This is a genomic window from Desulfonatronum parangueonense (assembly GCF_054656975.1).
In genome coordinates this window covers 2375667-2393840 of record NZ_BAAHXH010000003.1, presented here as the reverse complement: position 1 = coordinate 2393840, position 18174 = coordinate 2375667, and the positions used below count along the sequence as shown (strand labels likewise).

Annotated in this window: 20 protein-coding genes; 3 read left to right on the top strand and 17 right to left on the bottom strand. The window is 57.5% G+C overall.

Annotated elements, in window-relative coordinates; translation table 11 throughout:
* Positions 1–300 precede the first annotated feature (300 nt).
* Positions 301–525 (bottom strand): hypothetical protein, encoded by a 225-nt coding sequence (locus ACYQ15_RS11010; RefSeq protein WP_459937560.1) that lies wholly within the window; start codon positions 523–525, stop codon positions 301–303.
* A 129-nt stretch (positions 526–654) separates the two neighbouring features.
* Here ACYQ15_RS11010 and ACYQ15_RS11005 point away from each other — a divergent pair, with 129 nt between their 5' ends.
* Positions 655–1215 (top strand): 3D domain-containing protein, encoded by a 561-nt coding sequence (locus tag ACYQ15_RS11005; protein WP_459937559.1) that lies wholly within the window; start codon positions 655–657, stop codon positions 1213–1215.
* 118 nt (positions 1216–1333) lie between these two features.
* Here the strand turns inward: ACYQ15_RS11005 and ACYQ15_RS11000 are convergent, their stop codons facing one another.
* The gene (locus ACYQ15_RS11000; protein ID WP_459937558.1) at positions 1334–1735 is read right to left on the bottom strand and encodes a hypothetical protein; all 402 of its coding nucleotides are present in this window, start codon (positions 1733–1735) and stop codon (positions 1334–1336) included.
* A 1091-nt stretch (positions 1736–2826) separates the two neighbouring features.
* Here ACYQ15_RS11000 and ACYQ15_RS10995 point away from each other — a divergent pair.
* Both ACYQ15_RS10995 and ACYQ15_RS10990 read left to right on the top strand, forming a co-directional pair.
* Positions 2827–3978 (top strand): cation diffusion facilitator family transporter, encoded by a 1152-nt coding sequence (locus ACYQ15_RS10995; RefSeq protein ID WP_459937557.1) that lies wholly within the window; start codon positions 2827–2829, stop codon positions 3976–3978.
* A 107-nt stretch (positions 3979–4085) separates the two neighbouring features.
* Complete coding sequence (locus tag ACYQ15_RS10990; RefSeq protein ID WP_459939576.1) at positions 4086–4367, top strand: helicase HerA-like domain-containing protein; 282 nt, start codon at positions 4086–4088, stop codon at positions 4365–4367.
* On the opposite strand, the gene yqeC is transcribed toward ACYQ15_RS10990, so the two are convergent.
* The 15 genes from yqeC to ACYQ15_RS10915 form a co-directional block, all read right to left on the bottom strand.
* Positions 4368–5174 (bottom strand): selenium cofactor biosynthesis protein YqeC, encoded by an 807-nt coding sequence (gene yqeC, locus ACYQ15_RS10985; protein WP_459937556.1) that lies wholly within the window; start codon positions 5172–5174, stop codon positions 4368–4370.
* Positions 5171–5650 carry a xanthine dehydrogenase subunit XdhC gene (gene xdhC, locus ACYQ15_RS10980; protein WP_459937555.1) on the bottom strand — a complete coding sequence of 160 codons (480 nt, stop codon included), beginning with the start codon at positions 5648–5650 and terminating at the stop codon, positions 5171–5173. Before xdhC ends, yqeC begins: the two co-directional genes overlap by 4 nt.
* Complete coding sequence (gene xdhB / locus ACYQ15_RS10975; RefSeq protein ID WP_459937554.1) at positions 5644–6516, bottom strand: xanthine dehydrogenase subunit XdhB; 873 nt, start codon at positions 6514–6516, stop codon at positions 5644–5646. The genes xdhC and xdhB overlap by 7 nt, the downstream gene beginning before the upstream one ends.
* Before the next feature lie 3 nt (positions 6517–6519).
* On the bottom strand, positions 6520–6696 hold the full coding sequence (locus ACYQ15_RS10970; RefSeq protein WP_459937553.1) for a type II toxin-antitoxin system HicB family antitoxin: 177 nt from the start codon (positions 6694–6696) through the stop codon (positions 6520–6522).
* Positions 6693–8990 carry a xanthine dehydrogenase subunit XdhA gene (xdhA, locus tag ACYQ15_RS10965; RefSeq protein WP_459937552.1) on the bottom strand — a complete coding sequence of 766 codons (2298 nt, stop codon included), beginning with the start codon at positions 8988–8990 and terminating at the stop codon, positions 6693–6695. The genes ACYQ15_RS10970 and xdhA overlap by 4 nt, the downstream gene beginning before the upstream one ends.
* Positions 8987–9883 (bottom strand): selenium-dependent molybdenum cofactor biosynthesis protein YqeB, encoded by an 897-nt coding sequence (yqeB, locus tag ACYQ15_RS10960; protein WP_459937551.1) that lies wholly within the window; start codon positions 9881–9883, stop codon positions 8987–8989. Before yqeB ends, xdhA begins: the two co-directional genes overlap by 4 nt.
* 12 nt (positions 9884–9895) lie before the next feature.
* Positions 9896–10270 carry a nucleotidyltransferase domain-containing protein gene (locus ACYQ15_RS10955; protein WP_459937550.1) on the bottom strand — a complete coding sequence of 125 codons (375 nt, stop codon included), beginning with the start codon at positions 10268–10270 and terminating at the stop codon, positions 9896–9898.
* Positions 10271–10341: 71 nt separating this feature from the next.
* A complete protein-coding gene (locus tag ACYQ15_RS10950; RefSeq protein ID WP_459937549.1) occupies positions 10342–10482 on the bottom strand; it encodes a hypothetical protein in 141 nt (46 codons plus the stop codon).
* Positions 10479–10760, bottom strand: a complete 282-nt coding sequence (locus tag ACYQ15_RS10945) for a hypothetical protein (RefSeq protein ID WP_459937548.1) — start codon at positions 10758–10760, stop codon at positions 10479–10481. Before ACYQ15_RS10945 ends, ACYQ15_RS10950 begins: the two co-directional genes overlap by 4 nt.
* Positions 10747–11031 (bottom strand): BrnT family toxin, encoded by a 285-nt coding sequence (locus tag ACYQ15_RS10940; protein WP_459937547.1) that lies wholly within the window; start codon positions 11029–11031, stop codon positions 10747–10749. Before ACYQ15_RS10940 ends, ACYQ15_RS10945 begins: the two co-directional genes overlap by 14 nt.
* A gap of 156 nt (positions 11032–11187) precedes the next feature.
* On the bottom strand, positions 11188–13956 hold the full coding sequence (locus ACYQ15_RS10935; RefSeq protein WP_459937546.1) for a hypothetical protein: 2769 nt from the start codon (positions 13954–13956) through the stop codon (positions 11188–11190).
* A gap of 100 nt (positions 13957–14056) precedes the next feature.
* Complete coding sequence (locus ACYQ15_RS10930; protein WP_459937545.1) at positions 14057–15598, bottom strand: ATP-binding protein; 1542 nt, start codon at positions 15596–15598, stop codon at positions 14057–14059.
* A gap of 212 nt (positions 15599–15810) precedes the next feature.
* Positions 15811–16107 (bottom strand): antitoxin, encoded by a 297-nt coding sequence (locus ACYQ15_RS10925; RefSeq protein ID WP_459937544.1) that lies wholly within the window; start codon positions 16105–16107, stop codon positions 15811–15813.
* On the bottom strand, positions 16104–16376 hold the full coding sequence (locus ACYQ15_RS10920; protein WP_459937543.1) for a toxin: 273 nt from the start codon (positions 16374–16376) through the stop codon (positions 16104–16106). Before ACYQ15_RS10920 ends, ACYQ15_RS10925 begins: the two co-directional genes overlap by 4 nt.
* Before the next feature lie 96 nt (positions 16377–16472).
* Complete coding sequence (locus ACYQ15_RS10915; RefSeq protein WP_459937542.1) at positions 16473–17813, bottom strand: amidohydrolase family protein; 1341 nt, start codon at positions 17811–17813, stop codon at positions 16473–16475.
* Positions 17814–18174 lie beyond the last annotated feature (361 nt).

Genomic DNA, 18174 nt, shown 5'->3' with positions numbered 1-18174 from the left:
ACGAGACTGCGGGCCGATGTGTCGGCAAAAGGTAAAGGCTCTGGGAGGTCGAGGGATCTGTCGGGCTGGCGGCGAAAAGCCGAAGTGAGGCGTCGAAAGAAGGGACTCAATTCCAATCACGCGGGAGCAAGGCGATAGATAGCCATTTCTCTAAAAATGTAAAGGATGCCATAAACTCAGATCGAGTTTCTACATCGGGATTCGGATGGGTATTGGAGTTCGGACCGGCTTTATCCGGTTATTCTGTATGGTTTTTCAGTTGAAAGGACCAGCTGACCTAGAAGCAAGTTACAGGAATAATTATATTCTGCTTTCTTGTTGCAAAAAGGTGGAAGGCATGATGGTTGCAAGAATTAAGGCTTTGGAAATCTCAGAGCAACGTCCATCACTATATTTGTCGGCTACGGATAACTCCCCTTTAAAAACCTCAGTACAAAACAATAAGGCCTTTATTTTATAAATTATTTTTTGATATTCTGACCCAAAACCAAACTTTTTAGATGAGGATATTCCGTCTCTGGACATGGCTCCGGCGAACCTACGCCGGAGAACGATCAGAGATTTTTTTTCTTGAAAAAGTGGAATTTTAGTTAAGAAATAACGAGTCCAGCATGTCTGGAAGACCGATTTTTTGAATAGCAGGAGGAGTTTGTCATGTTTCGCCACCCTTTTTCGGTGATAATCATCATACTCGCGCAATTATACGCCATATCCGCGATGGCCGGCAGCTCTGTCGAAATGACCGTGGAAGCATTTTCGGAAATTGTTTGCATTGATGAGCAGAAACAGGAATTGCAGAAAGCTCAGGAGGAGATTACCGTCTTGAAGGCGATCCTTGAGGCCTATCACAAGGCGAACACCCATTATCTTCGGTTATCCGCCTATACGGCCCGGAAGGAAGAATGCAACGACGACATCGAGAACACGGCAATCATGCAGCGGCCCAAACCCGGGTGGACCGTGGCCGTATCCCGTGACCTTCGGGGATGGCTTGGTAAAAGAGTATATGTTGAAGGCTTCGGCATCAGGATGGTCAGCGATCTGATGAACTCCAGGTACACGAAAGCAATTGACATTCTTGTTCCGGATGTCGACGAGGCCCTGGAGATCGGAGTTCGGGAGAATGTTTTCGTGACCCTCATCGAGCCCTTGGCCCAAAGTGAAAAAGGCATCAACCAGGAGTGCCTGCACTTCACATCTCACGCCGAGCCTTGAACGGATGACTTGCAGTCCTCAACACGGCGGTGACGTCAAGCACTGGTCCGTGGTGCAAACAAGACCTCTCCTCACCCCCTTCCTCTTCAGCTTCAGACTTCAATAGCTGCAAGACTCCTTATTCGTGCCACCTGCGGATGTTGTCAAAGCAGTTTCCGACCAATTCCCAATCATACGTCTTGGCTTTCTGGCTGTGCCAATAATGTTCAGGGGAACAAACCGAGACAGCTCGACGCGACGCGAGATTCTCCTGATTGGCCATGAAACGGGCGTTTGCCTTTTCGAATTTTCCAAATCCTTGGCGCATCCTCTCCATGCACTGGTTAATGAGAAGAAGGTCAGCCCGGCATAATTTGAGGTCCTCGGCATCCTCGCAAATCTTCTCCTGGCACAATAATACCGCCTCCCGCTCATTCCAAACAAATTTCGGTTCAACACTGCGTACGGAATTGAAAGACAAGAGACCAATAAAAAAGACAATAGAGACGAGGGCGATGTTTCTCATCAACAGATCGCTCATGCTGACTTCTCCTTTAGCATGATGTTGCGCGACAGGGTAGTGCGGAACAAGCCGGATCTACGACCTTAGCTCTTGCGACAATCAATCGCTTTCAAGGGTGGCGCTCATTTTCCTTTAGCAACTGCCGTTCCAGAGGGTAACTGTATGAGTTTGCGCTAATTTACAAAAAGATCAACTCAGGAAGTGACAAACAAGTTGGCAGTTCCATAGGCAACTGCCAAAATTGTTGGCAGCCAAGAATACGGCAGGTCCAAAAATTCAATGTGCAGAGGATCTGGTTAGGAAAATTTTCTATCCGTAAGTCCTATTTCACGGGGATGGGTAAATCACGCTACACAAATTTTCCGCAATTGCAATAGGCATATTGAGCATCTTGGCAATAACGAATCTGAACATGGACTTACGTTACGTTTATTGACCAACGAATAAAAAAAACGCCATATTTCTGTCCGCTCATGTTAATATCCCTGAATATGATTTCAATTCGCTGGGCAATGCAACAATAGGCCATTGCACTGATCGACGGCACACCTGCCATGTTGGTCACAACAACTGGGGCAAGATTCGCTCATCAGATCATTGCCGGAACTTGAATCATCATGTGTCCATCGATCACGAATGGGAATGTTGGTGCGCGTACGTCCTGTCCGCTACTGTTCTAGCTAGTTAATGTCGCTGTAATGATAGTATGAAAGTAACCATTCAGCTACGTTCCGGATTGTCTCGATTTCTCGGCATCGCAACTTCTCGCCGGCTTCGCGACCTCGAAAACTGCTCGAAAAAGCCTCATCTGGCGCTTCGGGAGTTCGACAATGGTTTGATGAACGAAACCTGGCTCAGTAAGACAGGCGATGCCGAAAAATCGAGACAATCCGGAACACTCCTCCTATTCTGAAAGCGTTGAGTGGTTGCGTATCAAAAAAAACCGAAGCAGACGTCTGCTTCGGGTTTTGTATTAGATCTGACAAAACTCAAAAAGGTGATCACTCGAAGCCATGCATTTACGGTCAATCCGGGCTTCACCGCGGGTTTATCTTGAACCTGGTCACGTCAGATTCGCAGGTGGTTAAAGGAGGTGGTTCGCCGAGACCATGTCTATAGTCACGACCTTGGTTCGACAAGCCGAAGTTGGCGCAATTATGAATGGACGTCACAAAATCATTGAAAGTGTCCAAATTTGGCGATACGGTCCGATCCGACCGTTGTTTGCTTATGCATCGCCGATGCTGTTGCTCTCGCGCTCAATCTTGAGAATCTTATCATTCCACTTCGAAACCCAGAACCACTTCAGCAACGCCATGTCACACCTTGCGCCCGCGGATAATAACCTCAAGCGAATCTTCGTCGTGACGCTTATCGGCACGACAATCAATTTCTTTTTGGGCATCATAAAGATTTTCGTCGGTCTGCGTTTCCATGTCGACGCGGTTCTGGCGGACGGCATCCAGTCCTTGGCCGATATGATCAGCGATGTTTTGCTGCTCGTTGCGGTGACGTTTTCTTATAAGCCCCGCAGTCGAGCACAACCCTTCGGCCACCGCAGACTGGAAACGCTGGTCACGTTGTGTATTGCCATGGTCTTGATATTGACGGCTTACGGCTTGGCCCGCAGAGCTTTTTACGCTCCAGACTCTGAGAATTTCACGTTGCTCCCGGCATTGATCATTTCCGTGGTTGCGGCTGTCATCAAGGAGTTGCTGTTCCATTATACCATCCGGAAAGGCAAGAAGTTGAAGAGCCCGGCCGTTGTCGCCAACAGTTGGAGTCATCGGGCGGACGCCATGTCCTCTGCGGCAGTGGCCGTCTGTATCATATTGGGTATGCTTTTCGGTAATTTCCCCCTGTGGGATAAAATTGGCGTTGTCATTGTGTGTATCCTGATCCTTAAGGCCGCATGGAACATCGGGCGGGACGGTCTGGCCGAACTTCTGGATCACGCCCCATCCGAGGACCTGATGATTCAGGTTGAAAACCTGATCGATCAGGATCCGGATGTGGTGTTCGTGCATAACGTCCGGGTCCGTTCCGTGGCCGGGACTCTCGATATTTCATGCACCATCGAAATCAACGGAAATTTGACGGTAAATCAAGGCGCGGACATAGCCCGGCGGGTCGAAGAGCGGCTCTTCTCCGGCTTTGAAGGCGTGGCCGGAGTAATGATTCGGATCATGCCCGCTGGGAATTTCGCGGCCAAGGCCTTGCGCCGAGGCATTGAGAACGTGCCCCGGGAGGATCTGGTTTGAGCAGGACAGTTCCGATTTTTTTCGTGTACACTTGTTGAGAAGTTGCGATTTCTGAGTCGAAGGAAGGATATGCATGACATCCTGATCGGCAAAGGGACTGCGCAGGCATATTTACACGGAGGTACGCCAACCGGCATGGAATGACTGCCGGGGCCACGGAAACGGGAAAGAGTGTGTCCCTGATGGTGCTGGCCGAAGGTTTTTCACGTCTTGGGGTGTCGGTGTTCGTGGCGGACATCAAGGGAGATATGGCCGGACTGGTCATGCCGGGAACCTTGACCGAACGGATCAGCTTCCGACTGAAAGATGATGGGCTTACTGATTACGCCAATCAGGCGAACCCAGCTATCTTTTGGGCCATTTTCTGTGAGCAGGGCCATCCATCATAGTCATGCTCCTATCGGAAGTATCCATTTCCTTTTGATTGATCCCGCCAGCCAATGATGCTCTGGAGGCATTTGCCCTGGTCGGCTTTCCGTCTCTGCTTTGGCTTGACGCAGAACCTCCCAGATATGCGCGTCCGCGAGATCCATCTTGTTCACGAAGAGGATCCGGTGGGATGTACCGCGTTTGGACGGGGCGTTCTTGAAAAGGCCGAGGGGATGGGTTGCCAGGCAAGCCAGGATATGGGCGTCAACTGGCCGGGCCTGCTCTGATTCGCATAAGATAGCCAGGCGTTCGCTGCGAAACACGTGTTCCTCGTCGACAGGTGCGCCTATGGCGTCCGCTCCGATAATTCCAATGACCAAGTCGCTTTTGGCGGGAATAACGGGCTCATGGTCCGCCGGCGCCTTGAGGGATCTGCCGCGTGCTCCGTCGGCCTCGACGAAAATGCGGTCCGCCAGTCCGGAAGCGGCCAGGAGATCCACGGTTTCGGGAGCAAGTCCGAGCAGCTTGCCCGTTGCCGGATCACGGTCCCGAACCAGGGTCAGATGTTTTTTGCGGAAGAGCAGTTCGCGAATGTCGGGCAGGGATGTTCCGGTTCCGTCCCAGAAAACAACATCGGTCGGTAAAATGCCATTCGGATCGAGAGCGGGGGACAGGATCTTCGTCGTGGTGGTGCTGATGACGGACTGCCCGGCAGCCACGGCATGTGCGGCCATGGCGGCCATGAGGCTGGTCTTGCCGCCGGCCCCGACAAGGGCCACGCGCCGGGCATCGGGCAGGTAGAGTTCGGCCGGAGAGGCGGGGATCAAGGCTTGTTTTCGGGTTCGGCCTGGAGGACTTGGCGCACGGCCTTGACAATGGTGTCGTATCCCGTGCAGCGGCAGAGATTGCCGGCGTGGCCGCGGCGGATCTCCTCGTCGGCGATCTCCCGACCGCGGTGCGTCTCCACGAAAGCAGTGCTGGTCATGACCAGGCCGGGAGTGCAGAAGCCGCACTGGACGGCGCCGGCGTCCACGTAGGCCTGCTGGACCGGGGAAAGCACGCCGTTTTTGACCTCGCCTTCCGCGGTCCGAATGCGCTTGCCGTCCGCTCTGACAGCTGGATAGATACAAGCGTTCACGGCCACGTCGTCCACCAGGACGGTGCAGGCACCGCATTCTCCTACCCCGCAGCCGTGCTTGACGCTGGTCGCTCCCAGGTCCCGGAGCATGTCCTGGAGGGAGGTTCGAGGATCGATGGTCATTTCATGGCGTTGACCGTTGATGGTGCAGGCAATCCTCAGCATGAAGCATTCCCCGTTCGTGCGGCCGCGGCCAGGATCATGCGCTTGGCCAGGGTGCGGATGATGTGCAGGCGGAAATCCGCCGCGGCCCTCCAGGACGTGCGGGGGCTGACGTCCTGGACCAGGGTTTCGCAGGCGGTCTCGACGGCCTGCTCCAGGGGCAGGCCGGTCGCGGCGGCCTCGGCCGCGGGACAGCGCACCGGAACCGGCGCGGCCACGGTAAAGGCCAGGCGCAGTTCCCGGACCGCACCGTCGCTGATGCGCACTCCCGCGCCGCAGCCGATGGTGGCGATGTCCATGGCCTGGCGCATGGAGTATTTGATATAGGACGTGCCCAGATTCCGGCACTCTTCCGTCTTGATGCGTATGGAGCGCAGGATCTCGCCCCGGCGCAGCTCCACTCGCCCCGGTCCGAGATGGAACCCGCGCAAGGGGATCAGCCGCTCTCCTTCCGGACCGATCAGATCCAGGTGGGCGTTCAGGACCAGCAAGGGGGCGGCGGAATCCGCGCAGACCGAGCCGTTGCAGATGTTGCCGCCGATGGTGGCCACGTTGCGGATCTGCGGCCCGGCCACCCAGCCCGCCGCCTCGATGAGCATGGGCGCGTGGCGGGCGGCCAGCGGCGAGGCCATGATGGAGGCAAAGGTCGTCCCCGCGCCGATGCGCAGCGCTCCCGCTTCTTCCGTAATCCCTTCCAGTTCCGACAGGCCGTGAATGTCCACGATGTCCGCATAGTCCTTGTGCCCCTCCCGCAACCGGACCAGGATGTCCGTGCCCCCGGCCATGGGCCGGGCAAAGGGATTGACCGCGAGCAGATCCAGGGCCTCGCTCAGGGTGCGGGCGCGATGGTAGGATTCGAAGGCGAACATAATTTATTCCTCGGCCTGGCAGTCGTTTTGTTCAGATCCATCTTCCAAAGCCATGAGCAGAGCAGCTTCTCGCAAATTTTCCTGCAGCTCCTCAATGGTTTCGCCCTGAGTCATGATCTCCGGATTGTCGCGAAGCGAGCCCAGCCAGAATTTTTCAGATTTCCAGCAGATCATGTTCATCGTGCGATTTCAAGCAGCCCGGCGTCCCGGAACAGGGGGAACAGGGCCTTGGGGGTGAGGGGGATGGCGTTGACTTTGACGCCGGTGGCGTCCCAGACCGCGTTGCGGATGGCCGGACCGGGGGAGAGCAGAGGCGGCTCGCCCAGGGATTTGTTGCCGAAGCCGCCGGAAGGTTCGAGTGTTTGCGCAAAAGCCACGTCCAGGTCGGGCAGGTCCGGGAAGGTGGGCATCTTGTAGTCCAGGAGGTTGTTGTTGCGCACCTGGCCGGATCGCGGATCAACCAGCAGTTCCTCGTACAAGGCCCAACCGATGGCCATGGCCATGCCACCCTGGACTTGTCCTCTGGCAGTGGCCGGGTTGATGACCACGCCGCAATCGTGAACGTTCAGGATGTCCGTAACCCGGACCCGGCACAGCGGAACGTCCACCTCCACTTCCACGAAGGTGCAGCCGAAGGAGGGAGCGTTGCTGCGGGTCTTCACGGAGCGTTCCGCCGTGAGCTGGCTGCCTCGTTCCTTATTGTAATAGGCATCCAGTGCCAGTTCTTCCAGACTCATGAATACCAGGGAAGCATCACGGCTCGAGACGATGAAGCCGGTCGTGAGATCCAGGGCGTGGGCCGGGAAGCCCGTCATCAGTGCGGCATGGTCCAGAATCCTGGAGCGCAGGTCCTCGGCCGCTGCTTTTACGGCCGGACCAGCCACATAGGTTTGTCGTGAGGCAAAGGCACCGGGATCAAAGGGCGCGACGTCCGTGTCCTGGGTGGAAACCACCCGTACGGCCTCCATGGGCAGGTCGAGCACGGAAGCAGCCATCTGGGCAAAGACCGTGTCCGCGCCCTGACCGATTTCCGTCGCCCCCACCTGGAGCAGGACGCAGCCGTCCTGGACCAGGGTCAGCCGCGCTCCGGACAACTCCACTCCCACGGGATACACGCCGGAATTGAAGCTGAAACAGGCCACGCCGACGCCGCGCCGGATGTCCGCTGCTTCATCGGTTCGGTTCTTATTCGCGGCTCGGCGTTCGTCCCAGCGAAAAAGCGCACGGCCCTTTTGCAGGCACTCGACCAGACCGTGGGTTTCTATGGGCCGCTTCGAGAGCGGATTCACGTCTCCCGGCCGCCCCGCATTTTGCAGCCGAAGATCCACGGGATCCATGCCCAGGGCCCTGGCTCCCTCTTCCATCAAGCACTCGAAGGCAAAGATGGTCTGAGGGGAGCCGTAGCCGCGCATGGCGCCGGCAATGGGCAGATTGGTATAGACCGTGGCGGCCTGGAAGTGCATGGCGCTGTGGGGATACATGCTGCAGAGCTTGCCGCCCCCGGCGGCGGCCACGGAATGGCCGTGGGAAGCGTAGGCCCCGGTGTTGGAGAGGACGTCCAGGCTTGCGGCCTGGAGGCGACCGTCCCGGGTAAAGCCCATTTTGGCGTGCATATGGAAGGCATGCCGGGTTCTGGTGATCATGGATTCTTCGCGGGTCAGGGCCAGACGCACGGGACGACCCAGCTTCCAGGCCAGAAAGGCGACCATGGGTTCGAGCACGACATCCTGCTTGGCTCCGAAGCCGCCGCCCACGCAGGGCTTGATGATTCGTACCCGGCTCCATGGAATGCCCAGAGCCTGCCCGACGATGCGTCGGCAGATGTGCGGGATCTGGGTGGATGTGACCACGGTGATGCGTTCCATGTCCTCCATGTAGGCGTGGGCCACCAGCGGTTCCATGTGGCAATGCTGGGCTATGGGCGTCTCATAATGGCCTTCCACGACCACGTCCGCGGCGGCTATGATTGCTTCGGCGTCTCCGCCCACATTGAATCCGCTGCGCTGGACGACGTTCCCTCCCGGATGGATGACCTTGGCTCGCGGGTCCATGGCCGCTACCGGCGTGGTCATGACCGGATATTCCTCGTATGCCACCTCCACAAGGGAAGCGGCTCGCCGCGCCGCAAGCTCGTCCCGGGCCACCACCACGCCGATCTGGTCGCCGTGAAAGCGGACATGCTCGGTCAGCAGCAGGGTGTCGGCCACGTCGGCATGTTCCGGATCCAGGGAATAGGGATGTCCGGCCGTGGCATAGAGTATCTTCGGAACATCGGCATGGGTGAAGACGGCTTCCACGCCGGGAACCTCCAAGGCGGCGCGAGTGTCCATGGAAACAACCCGGCCATGGGCCACTGTCCCGCGGATGTACACGGCGCTGAGCACGCCGGGAGGCAGCATATCCTCGGCATAGCGCGCCCGCCCCGTGACCTTGGCCTCGACATCCAGGCGCTTGACGGGCTGTCCGATGCTCATCCGGTCCTCCCGAGAGAGGCATGGGTGGCGAATTGTTCGGCGGGATGCGTCATGACGGCCAAGTCGGTAGGGCCTAATCGCATGAATTCGCCTGCCGCGAGTACGGCCTGAAGCACGCCCTGACCCACGATCAGGGCCTTGTCGGAAATGTGTCTGCAGCGCCAAGCCTCTCCTCTGGGGTCCACGTCGCCCAACTTTAATCCCTTGCGAACATGAAGACCGGAGCGCAGCAGCCCCCGGATCACTCCGCTGGTCCGGGCCGGCACCGGACAGGAGCCAACGCTGCCGACAACGTCGCCCTCTCGGACATGATCGCCGATGGAGCGGCAGGCCGTGAACAGTCCGTCCCCGGGCGCGCGCAACAGCCGCTCCAGGGTTTTGCCCGCCACCTCGCCGGGAATGCCGGTGTTCGGATAGGCTGCGCCGCTGAAGACAAGGTTGCCCATGCCGTGGCCGCGATGGGTTTCCACGACGCAGTGCACGTCTTGGCCGGCAACAAAGCCTGGCCCCAGGGCCACGACCAGGGGAGCCAGGCCGGGGTGAACGCCGTCATTGCGCTTGGCGATCAGGGCATCCACAAGCACCTGGGGCTTAAGTACTGCAAGGCAGGCCATGTCCGGGTCCACGATGACCGGGATTTCATCTCCGGCCCAGGCCGCTTCGGCCTGATCCACGGAATCGATCAGCATGGCCCGAACCCCCTCCACCTCGGTTCGGCCCAGGTACACGGCCTCGGAAAAACAGACCAGCCGGCGCACGGCCAGGGGCTGCTCTTGCTCCAGCAGCAACAGCCGCTTCAGCCCGGCCCTGAAGAGCACCAGCGCCACGCCGGTCGCCAGATCTCCGGCTCCGCGGATGAGGATGGTGGGTTGTGACGACTCAGTTATTGACATGGCACAGTAACGCTAGCCAGATTCTGTTCGATTATCAGTTTCTTCGGTGTCCACTCGGATGCCCTCACGCCGGGCGGACACGATGATGGTGCTGCCGTCGTCCGTTTCCCAGCGGTTCAATCCAACGGGAAGAGGTTCGATCCGACTGTCGGTTCTGGCCGCGGTGCGCCAGAGCAGATTGATGTCTTCTCTGCTGCATGAGGTATCATAGGCCTCGGATACGACGAGCACGTCAATGTCGCTCCATTGATGATAATCATCGCGAACATGAGAGCCGTACAGCATGCCAAAACTGACTGGAACCCCGAGATGGATCAGTTCCCTCAGGTACTTCATTACGGAGATTCGTGTTGAATCCTCAACCATGAGGCTCAAGGTTGATTTCATAAGTTTCCAGTATGTCTCCGAGAATCGTCACCAAAGAATATAGAGGATGTTCATTGTCATCACGGAAAACGTCAAAAAAGATGGTGAAGGATTTCAGTTGCTTGCTGATAGTCTTGTTCTGATTCGATATGCGCGATCGGAGCGACGGCCTGAACAGCTTGCCAGGCAGGAGCAAGTTTTTGCAGGTCTACCCGCATGTCCAGCGAGATCATCTCTGGGCTGTTTTCAGAAGATTCAAACGTTCAGCTACCCATACATTCACAAGGGTTTCCGGCAGCAGGCCTCGGGAGCGAGCGTTCGACTCAACCTGAGAGTATAGTTCCGGGTCCAAGGCAATGCGCCGAGTGCGATCCGTTCTCACTTCAAAATTCGCTTCCCTTGTCGTATCCCAATAGTCTGATAAACTGTGAGTATCCCAAAAAGATGCAATACCTTCCAGGGAACCAGCTTGAGATATGCTCGATTTGCCTGTTTGTTCATCTTTTTTCATAATATCTCCGTTCTTTCCTGTCCATGTCTCTCGCACTGATAATCAATGCAGCATGGTCTGGTTTGCATATAAAAAAGACTATCAAGTAGCGACCGGCATCTGTTTGTCCAAGGGCGGCATATACATCTTCGCCGGTTCTGTATCCATTCTCGACAAAACGGAACATGGGCGTATTAAAAAAGACACTTTCCACTTCGTCTTGCGAGACATGATGTTTAGCGAGAAGTTTTTCTACAATATCAGGCAGCCAGATAAAGTAGTCAAGATGCATGTCGTATAACCTCGCTTCCCTTTCGATGAAAACCAAGGGGAGCAGATTGACGGAAAATGATCAATATTGGATGTGCCACCCCAACATTATTCACTCTGAGAAGATTACCAAATAACTGCTCTGGAAATATTCATCAACCACACACTGACCACATTTTCATTGGTTTTTGAAGGGAAGAACAGCATGGTTACCGCATGCAGCCAAACGAAGGATTGAAGAGGACATGATCATGGTGTGGATCAAACCTGCTTCAAGTGCCGGTTCAAGGTCCGCATGGCTAATATTTTCCGCCAGATCAACCGTATGCGGATAAAGAGTCGCAGAGTCCAGGGTGAGGGTCAAGTTTTTGCTTTGATAGCGCAATCCGTCGATGGTTTTGGTCAGACTGGCGGGGATGCCGTTGCGCAGGATTTCCATCCGATCAGGGCTGGCCTGGAAATAGCCTTCCTTTTCGGCCTCGAAGCTGGCCCTGGTCAGGTGGATGCGGGGCTTGACCGCGAAGGGCGCGTCCGAGGACGGGCAGAAGGCGGCGCAATTGCCGCAGGCGTTGCAGAAGTCCGCCAGGATCACGATCTGGGTGCGGTCGGTCAAGGGGCGTTTTTGCGTGACCAGAATCTCGGGTCGGCCATCCGGGTTACGCTGGATTTGACCGGCGGCAAGGGGACCGGGGAAGGACGACAGGGTCGCAATGGCCCGGTTGGGACAGACCGTGACGCAGATTTCACACAGCGAGTCGCAGCGCAGGCAGCGGGAGGCTTCGCGAGCCATGGCCTGATCATCGGCATTCTTGCGGACGTTCAGATCAGGATCGGCGAATGGCCCGAAGTCGCGGAAGTGGCGGGACATGCGCAGCGCCGACACGTCCACATCGGGGCGTTGCGGCGCGGGAGGACTGGAAAAGCCTTGCTCCCGCAAATAGGCTTCCGCGGCCCGACGACCCTGATCCACGGCCCGGGGCAGGCTGCCGGAACCGGATGGCAGCGGAGCGTCAAAAGTGAAGACGTGTTCGAAGTCTCGTTGATTTTGACCGGAATGCTCCTGAACCAGCAGGCTCCCGGACGCTGAATCGTCCTCGGAATCGCTCCGGATGCACAAGGAGGCCAGATCCGCGATGTCCGCGAGCAGGGCGCTTCGGGCTGGAGAGGGAATGGTATCCTGATGCACGGCGTTATCCGGAACGAGCAGTGTCACGGGCACTCCTGCCAGGGCCAGGGTTCCGGCGCAGCTTGCAGTTCGGGCGTCCAGACCCTGCACCGCAACCCGGGCACCGGCTCCGGGACTGCCTGCGGCGCGAGTGGTAATCCGGGAATCTGCTCCCTCCGCCTTGCCCAGGCGGGCGGCAACGGCCTTGGCTTCCCGGATGCGCAAGGCGGAGTCCAGGTTGCTCCGGGTGCAGCGCGTGCGGCACCTGGCGTCGCAGGCCAGGCCCAGGTGGTGCGCCAAAGGATTCGTGTGCCGGATGGCGTCCAGGGCCGCCGGGGCATTGCTTCCGGCCAGATGTCCCAAATAGGCCGGGATGTCCTGGCCCGCGGCACAGGCCGCCATGCAGGGCGCGGTGAAGCAGTCCCGCCGGGGTAGCGGGCGGGGGATTTTGACGTCGGCATGCGTCTTGCGCGTCTTGGCGTAGCGGGAGCTTGCGGCCGTGATCTTGGCGTACTCCGCAAGGCTCAGCCCGTTGTTCCGGGCGTATTCCCGCCACTGCTCAAGGTTGCGGGCGCCGGCCGCGGACATGCGGTCGGACAAGACGTCCAGGTACTGGCGCAGCCTGGCATAGCCGCCGGGCTTGAGCAGATCGCTGCATGTAGTAACAGGCCCCAGTCCGGCGGCCAGCAGGTCCGGAGTATTGAAGGCGTCGGCCCCGGCGCAGAAGGAGATCGGGGGACAGCCAGGGGCGTCTTTCAAATTCTCGCGCAACAGCAGGGCAACATGCACGGCCAGCGGGTGCAGCGGCCGGCCACTGCAGTAGACCTGCTGCTCGGACCGGGGCAGGGCCGAACGGTTCACACAGGGCAGGGTGTTGGTCAGCTTGAGGTTGAACTCCACGCCATTCTTGCGGGCCGCGGTGGAAAGGTTGCGGATGATGGGCAAGGCCTGGTTCAGGGACAGGTCCTGGGTGAAAACCGCGTCCGGCACTTCCAGATCCCAGCCCAGCCCTTCGAGCAGGGCGCGCACTCGCTCCGGCCCAAGCAGGGTGGGGTTGAGTTTCAGGGTGGTGTGCAGGCCGCGGTCCTCGATGAAGTGCAGGGCGATGCGCTGCACCTCGTCCGGCGGGCAGCCGTGCATGGTGGAGATGGTCAGGCTGGTGCTGACCCCGTCGGGCAGGCTCACCTCATCGAGTTCAGGGCAGACGCGGGCGAGATTGCGGGCCGCTTCGGCCATCTCCTCGGGGCAGCGGGCCATGCGGTCCAAAAAGCGGGTCATGGCCGGACTGTTGATTCCGGCCAAATCATACCCCGCGCTCATGTTCAGGATGAAACCGGGGTCGCGTCCGTCCTCGCTGCCGGGGAAGCCCAGTCTGCGGCGCAGGGCCAGGATCAGCAGCAGACCGTTGAGGTACTCGGCAAAGGACTGCTCCAGCTTCAACTCCTGGGACCACTCGCAGTTGTACCCCTCGTCGCGCATGTCGATGCAAGGCCTGGGCAAAGTCAGTTCGTCCAGGATCTGGACGGTCTTCAACTCCAGGTACCGGCCGCCGCAGAGCCAGGCGGCCACGAGATTCCGGGCCAACTGGGTATGCGGCCCGGCAGCCGCGCCGACCGGTGTTTCCAGTCGCCGGTCATAGCGGGTCATGACGAAGGGATCAGCTGGGCTGGGAAGAAAGAAACAGGCCTTGGGAATGCCCAGGATCTGCCCATGTTCGAGTTCATCGAGCATGGAAACCAGAATTCGGTCGTGGGGGACGGGGTGAAAGCGGTCCATGATCATTTGTACGCGATTCCTTGACTTCGTGGCTCATGGGCTCAAAAAGAAGAGCCGACAATTCGGCAACCGGATAACCGCCATCGCTGACTTCATTGTTACGACATCATGCCTGTTCCCAGGCGAATCCGGCGATATTGCGCTCAATTGGTTCGAACTCCACGCCGATCAGAAAGATGCTTTTTCCCGAAGCCCGGTATTTGTCCGCATAGCCCCTGGACTTGATCTGTTCCAGTGCGGAACCGGGCCGGGCATCCTTGCCGAGCACCTTGAACTCGAAGATGAACACACGATCCTCCAGCTTGACCGTCATGTCGATGCGTCCCTGACTGGTGGCGTCCTCAGGGATGACTTCCAGTCCAAGAGCCGCGAAGTAGCAGTAGAAGATGGAGGCATAGTAGCCTTCGTAGCCGGCTATCTGGTTCTTGCGATACCAGTCCGAGGGGATGGAAGCAAAAAAGGACTGAAACACCTTTCGCAGTCCATCCAAATCCGTCGCGGCCAGGACGTCGTAGGCCGCGAATTTGGCCGCCTCCGAAGCGGCCAGCACGCCGGTCAGGTATGGCAGCAGCGCGTCGGTCAGGCTTTGCTTGACCTCCAGGTTGGGATAGTGCAGGTGGAAGCGTCTCGTCCCGGCCACCTGCTGCACGGTGTTGATGGTCAGGTAGCCGGTCTGGAAGAGCAACGTCTCCACCTCGATGCGATCCACGTCGAAGCTGCCCAGCATTTTTTCGCTGACAGCCAGCTCTTCCAGGGCGGGAATGTAATAATTTCCAGCCTGAAGCAGCTTGATCAAAAACGTCGGCGTGCCGGTCTCGAACCAATAAGGACGGAATTCTCTGGACTTCAAGTACAGCAGGATGTCGAAGGGGTTGTAGACCTCTTTGCCCAGCCAGTTGTAGCCGTTGTACCAGGTTTCGATTTCTTCCAGATCCAGCCCGTGCAGGCGCTCGGCAAAGACGGATTCCAGTTCGTCCTGGGTGTAGCCGCAAATACTCGAATACTCGGGATCGAGAGTGATGTCTTCCAGGTTGTTCAGGCCGCTGAACAGGGACACCTTGCTGAACTTGGACACGCCGGTGATGAAGACGAATTGCAGGTAGGGGTCCGCGTCCTTGATCACGGAATAGTAGTTCTTCAACTCGTCCCGGACCATCAGGGCCAACTCCGGTCTCTCAATATTGTCCAGGATCGGCTTGTCGTATTCGTCCACCAGAACGACCACTTTCTGGCCGTAGCGGTCATGCAGGGTCTGGATCAGTTCCGCGAATCGTCCCTTGCGGCTGTCCTTGGCGAATGACAGGTCATACGCCTTCTGATGGTCGTAGAGAATTTCGTCAAAGGAGACCTGCAATTCTTCGATGTCGCGAACGACGCCCGATCCGAAACTGACATGCACCACGGGATGGACGCTTTCCCAGTCCCAGTTGCTCTCCAGATACAGCCCCTGAAACAGTTCCCGCTTGCCCTGGAATGCGGCCTTGATGGTGCTCAGAAAAAGACTCTTGCCGAAGCGCCTGGGTCGGGACAGGAAGTAGTATTTTCCCCTGGACGCCAGGCTTGCCAGGTATGGGGTCTTATCCACGTAGCAGTACTGTTCCTGTATCAGATTCTGAAATGTCTGAATGCCTACAGGCAGCTTTTTCATAATGATTGCCTACGTTTTGCTTGAAACGCCCGGAGACAGCTTTCTACAAAATGACGAATCCAATCGGGAAAGGGGATTCGGCCAGTTCCCGCCCTTGAAGTTCGATGGGCTGACTAATATGACGCAACAGCGTTAGCAGACATCTGATAGACATTCTGATCAGTTTACTCAGGCTGCCTGCTTGGTAGCGGGAATCGACCGCGGATATACCACTACGGTTTCTGGACCAGCTTTCCGTCCAGGTACTTATGGACCAGGCTGGAAATGAAGGTCTGGTAAGGGATGCCTTCCTCCACGGCTTTGATCTGAATCCGATGGTAGTCCTTCTGTGAAAGGCGCAGGTTGATGCGTTTGTCTTTTCTCAACGTGTTTCGGGCGGTCAAACGGGCGGCGTTCAACTGCTTTTCCGAATCCGGAACGGACCGCCATTCCTCACGCTCCAAAGAATCCATCAGTTCCTTTTCCTCCTGGTCCAAAGGCTCGAAAGCCTTTTCGTCGAATCTGCTCATTCTTTTACCTGCAATCCATATTTTTTTGTAAAATTCCGGCTCGGGAAAGCGGTTTTCAGGAAGATTTTCCGGCTGTCTTCCACGAAAGGTACGATCACAGCGTATCCATCCATTTCCACTATATAGATTTTCTGATTCGGCCTGACCGGGTGCTCCTCAATGCCAAGCAGTCCCCCCATCTCAATGCACAAGACGATTTCCTCGAATGATAATCCGCGATCAGTCTTCAGGGTTTCATTTTTGACAGGAACCCAATCAAAATATTTCATAAAAAAATAGGCTGATGTCTGCCTTTCGTCAACAGGATGCCAGTGTGGCTGTCAGTAACTAATTCTATGACAAATGCATCGGAGAAATCGACTTGGCTAACGTAATCGATCCCATAATCGTGCGGCCTGTTCCCGGGCAAAGGCCAGGATTTCGGACTCGTCGCGGCTGACCAGGCGGCGGTTTTCGACCACGAGCCGGCCCTGGGCGATGACCGTGTGCACGTGGATGGCCTCCAGGCCGAACAGGAAATGGCCGAGCATGTTTTCCGGAGTCAGGGGGGTGGGGGAGTCGTAGTCCAGGATAACCAGGTTGTTGGCGCCGTCGCCGGGAGCGCCGATCTCCCGGATCAGTTCATGGGTGCGGCGCAGGCGGGCGTAGGCTTCCTGGAATCCGAGGCTTTCGGCGGACTGGCCGGCAATAAAGGCGGCCTTGAGCGCCCGGAGCATGTCCACGTGCATCCCGTCCGTGCCCAGGATCACCCGGGGGCCGAGATCGTCGTAGCGGCCCAGGCCGACGTTGTTGTTCAGGTTGGATTCGCTGGCCTGGGCCACATAGACCGGAGAATCGCGCAGCAGTTCGCGTTCGGCCTCGTCCAGGTGGACGCAGTGGGCCAGGAGGGTGTGCGGAGAGGCCAGGGCTCCGGCATCGGCCAGACGCTGGACGACCCGCTTGCCGTGGTGTTGCAGGCAGTGGTTCTGGTCGGCCATGTCTTCGGCCACATGCATGTGCAGGCCTGTGCCGTATCTGTCGGCCAGAGCCACGGCCCGGGCCAGCAAATCGTCGTCCACGGTGAAGGAGGCGTGCAGGCCCACTTGGCCGATGCGGCCGGAGGCGAGATAACGCTGCGTCTCCTCCAGCCCAGCTTCCTTGACCGCCTCTCCGTCCCGGCAGGACATTTCGTAGCAGAGCAGATGGCCCAGTCCTACGGATTCGAAGGCCTTGGCAATGGTTTCCAGACTGCCGGCCACGGCAAAGGGCGAGGCATGATGATCGATGACGAAGGTCACGCCGCGCTTGGCGCAGAGCAGGGCCGTGGCCAGGGCGCTGGCCTCGATCATGGGCAGATCCAGCCGCTTGTCCAGCCGCCACCAGATCAGGTCGAGGATTTCGGGGAAATTCGTGGGCGCTTGCGGCGGGGCGGGCATGCCCCGGGCAAAAGTGGAGTAAAGATGATGGTGTCCCAGGGCAAAAGAGCGGGTCACCAGCTTGCCCCCGCAGTCGATGACTCGGACCTGGGAACGGGTTTCGGATTCATCCCTGCCGTGAGCAGGCGGTGTATCGTGAAATTCCAGACAGGTCTCCGCATCCTCAAGATGACTGTTCTCGAGCTCTTTTTTTGGGCCCCCGTTAGGACTGGGCCGGACGCGCAGACACGTATCGCGGATGGTCAAATCATCCGGGTCAAGCCAGCGGGCGTTGGTCAGTAGCAGCTCCATATGGTGTCTCCTTCGGGGCTTTGGGCGGTTGCCCAATGCGTCGCGTACATGATCACATGGTGCGGGTTTTCGAGGTTGCAATGCGAAATAATTATGTCATGCAGACTCAAGATAGGCCAGAGATTTGCAATCACATTGAAATATAGGAATATATTTGTCATCGAGACAGAGCGGGATGTTTCCGAATAGGTAGGGTCGCATTGGGATATAATTTTCGGTACCCGGCGCGATATGGCTCGCTTGTCCAGAGAGCTTGGCAACTGCGTAGTACAGCAGTTCAGGGCCAAGCTTTTGATCGATCAGGCAAGTTAATTCATTGGTCAAAAGCAGTTGATCGTAACCAACCGTAAACTATTATGCT

Bases quoted from the DNA above. Each gene is read 5' to 3' on its own strand.
- ACYQ15_RS11010 (WP_459937560.1), bottom strand. From the start codon at position 525: ATGTCCAGAGACGGAATATCCTCATCTAAAAAGTTTGGTTTTGGGTCA.
- ACYQ15_RS11005 (WP_459937559.1), top strand. From the start codon at position 655: ATGTTTCGCCACCCTTTTTCGGTGATAATCATCATACTCGCGCAATTA.
- ACYQ15_RS11000 (WP_459937558.1), bottom strand. From the start codon at position 1,735: ATGAGCGATCTGTTGATGAGAAACATCGCCCTCGTCTCTATTGTCTTT.
- ACYQ15_RS10995 (WP_459937557.1), top strand. From the start codon at position 2,827: ATGTCTATAGTCACGACCTTGGTTCGACAAGCCGAAGTTGGCGCAATT.
- xdhC (WP_459937555.1), bottom strand. From the start codon at position 5,650: ATGCTGAGGATTGCCTGCACCATCAACGGTCAACGCCATGAAATGACC.
- xdhB (WP_459937554.1), bottom strand. From the start codon at position 6,516: ATGTTCGCCTTCGAATCCTACCATCGCGCCCGCACCCTGAGCGAGGCC.
- ACYQ15_RS10970 (WP_459937553.1), bottom strand. From the start codon at position 6,696: ATGAACATGATCTGCTGGAAATCTGAAAAATTCTGGCTGGGCTCGCTT.
- xdhA (WP_459937552.1), bottom strand. From the start codon at position 8,990: ATGAGCATCGGACAGCCCGTCAAGCGCCTGGATGTCGAGGCCAAGGTC.
- yqeB (WP_459937551.1), bottom strand. From the start codon at position 9,883: ATGTCAATAACTGAGTCGTCACAACCCACCATCCTCATCCGCGGAGCC.
- ACYQ15_RS10955 (WP_459937550.1), bottom strand. From the start codon at position 10,270: ATGAAATCAACCTTGAGCCTCATGGTTGAGGATTCAACACGAATCTCC.
- ACYQ15_RS10950 (WP_459937549.1), bottom strand. From the start codon at position 10,482: ATGATCTCGCTGGACATGCGGGTAGACCTGCAAAAACTTGCTCCTGCC.
- ACYQ15_RS10945 (WP_459937548.1), bottom strand. From the start codon at position 10,760: ATGAAAAAAGATGAACAAACAGGCAAATCGAGCATATCTCAAGCTGGT.
- ACYQ15_RS10940 (WP_459937547.1), bottom strand. From the start codon at position 11,031: ATGCATCTTGACTACTTTATCTGGCTGCCTGATATTGTAGAAAAACTT.
- ACYQ15_RS10935 (WP_459937546.1), bottom strand. From the start codon at position 13,956: ATGATCATGGACCGCTTTCACCCCGTCCCCCACGACCGAATTCTGGTT.
- ACYQ15_RS10930 (WP_459937545.1), bottom strand. From the start codon at position 15,598: ATGAAAAAGCTGCCTGTAGGCATTCAGACATTTCAGAATCTGATACAG.
- ACYQ15_RS10925 (WP_459937544.1), bottom strand. From the start codon at position 16,107: ATGAGCAGATTCGACGAAAAGGCTTTCGAGCCTTTGGACCAGGAGGAA.
- ACYQ15_RS10920 (WP_459937543.1), bottom strand. From the start codon at position 16,376: ATGAAATATTTTGATTGGGTTCCTGTCAAAAATGAAACCCTGAAGACT.
- ACYQ15_RS10915 (WP_459937542.1), bottom strand. From the start codon at position 17,813: ATGGAGCTGCTACTGACCAACGCCCGCTGGCTTGACCCGGATGATTTG.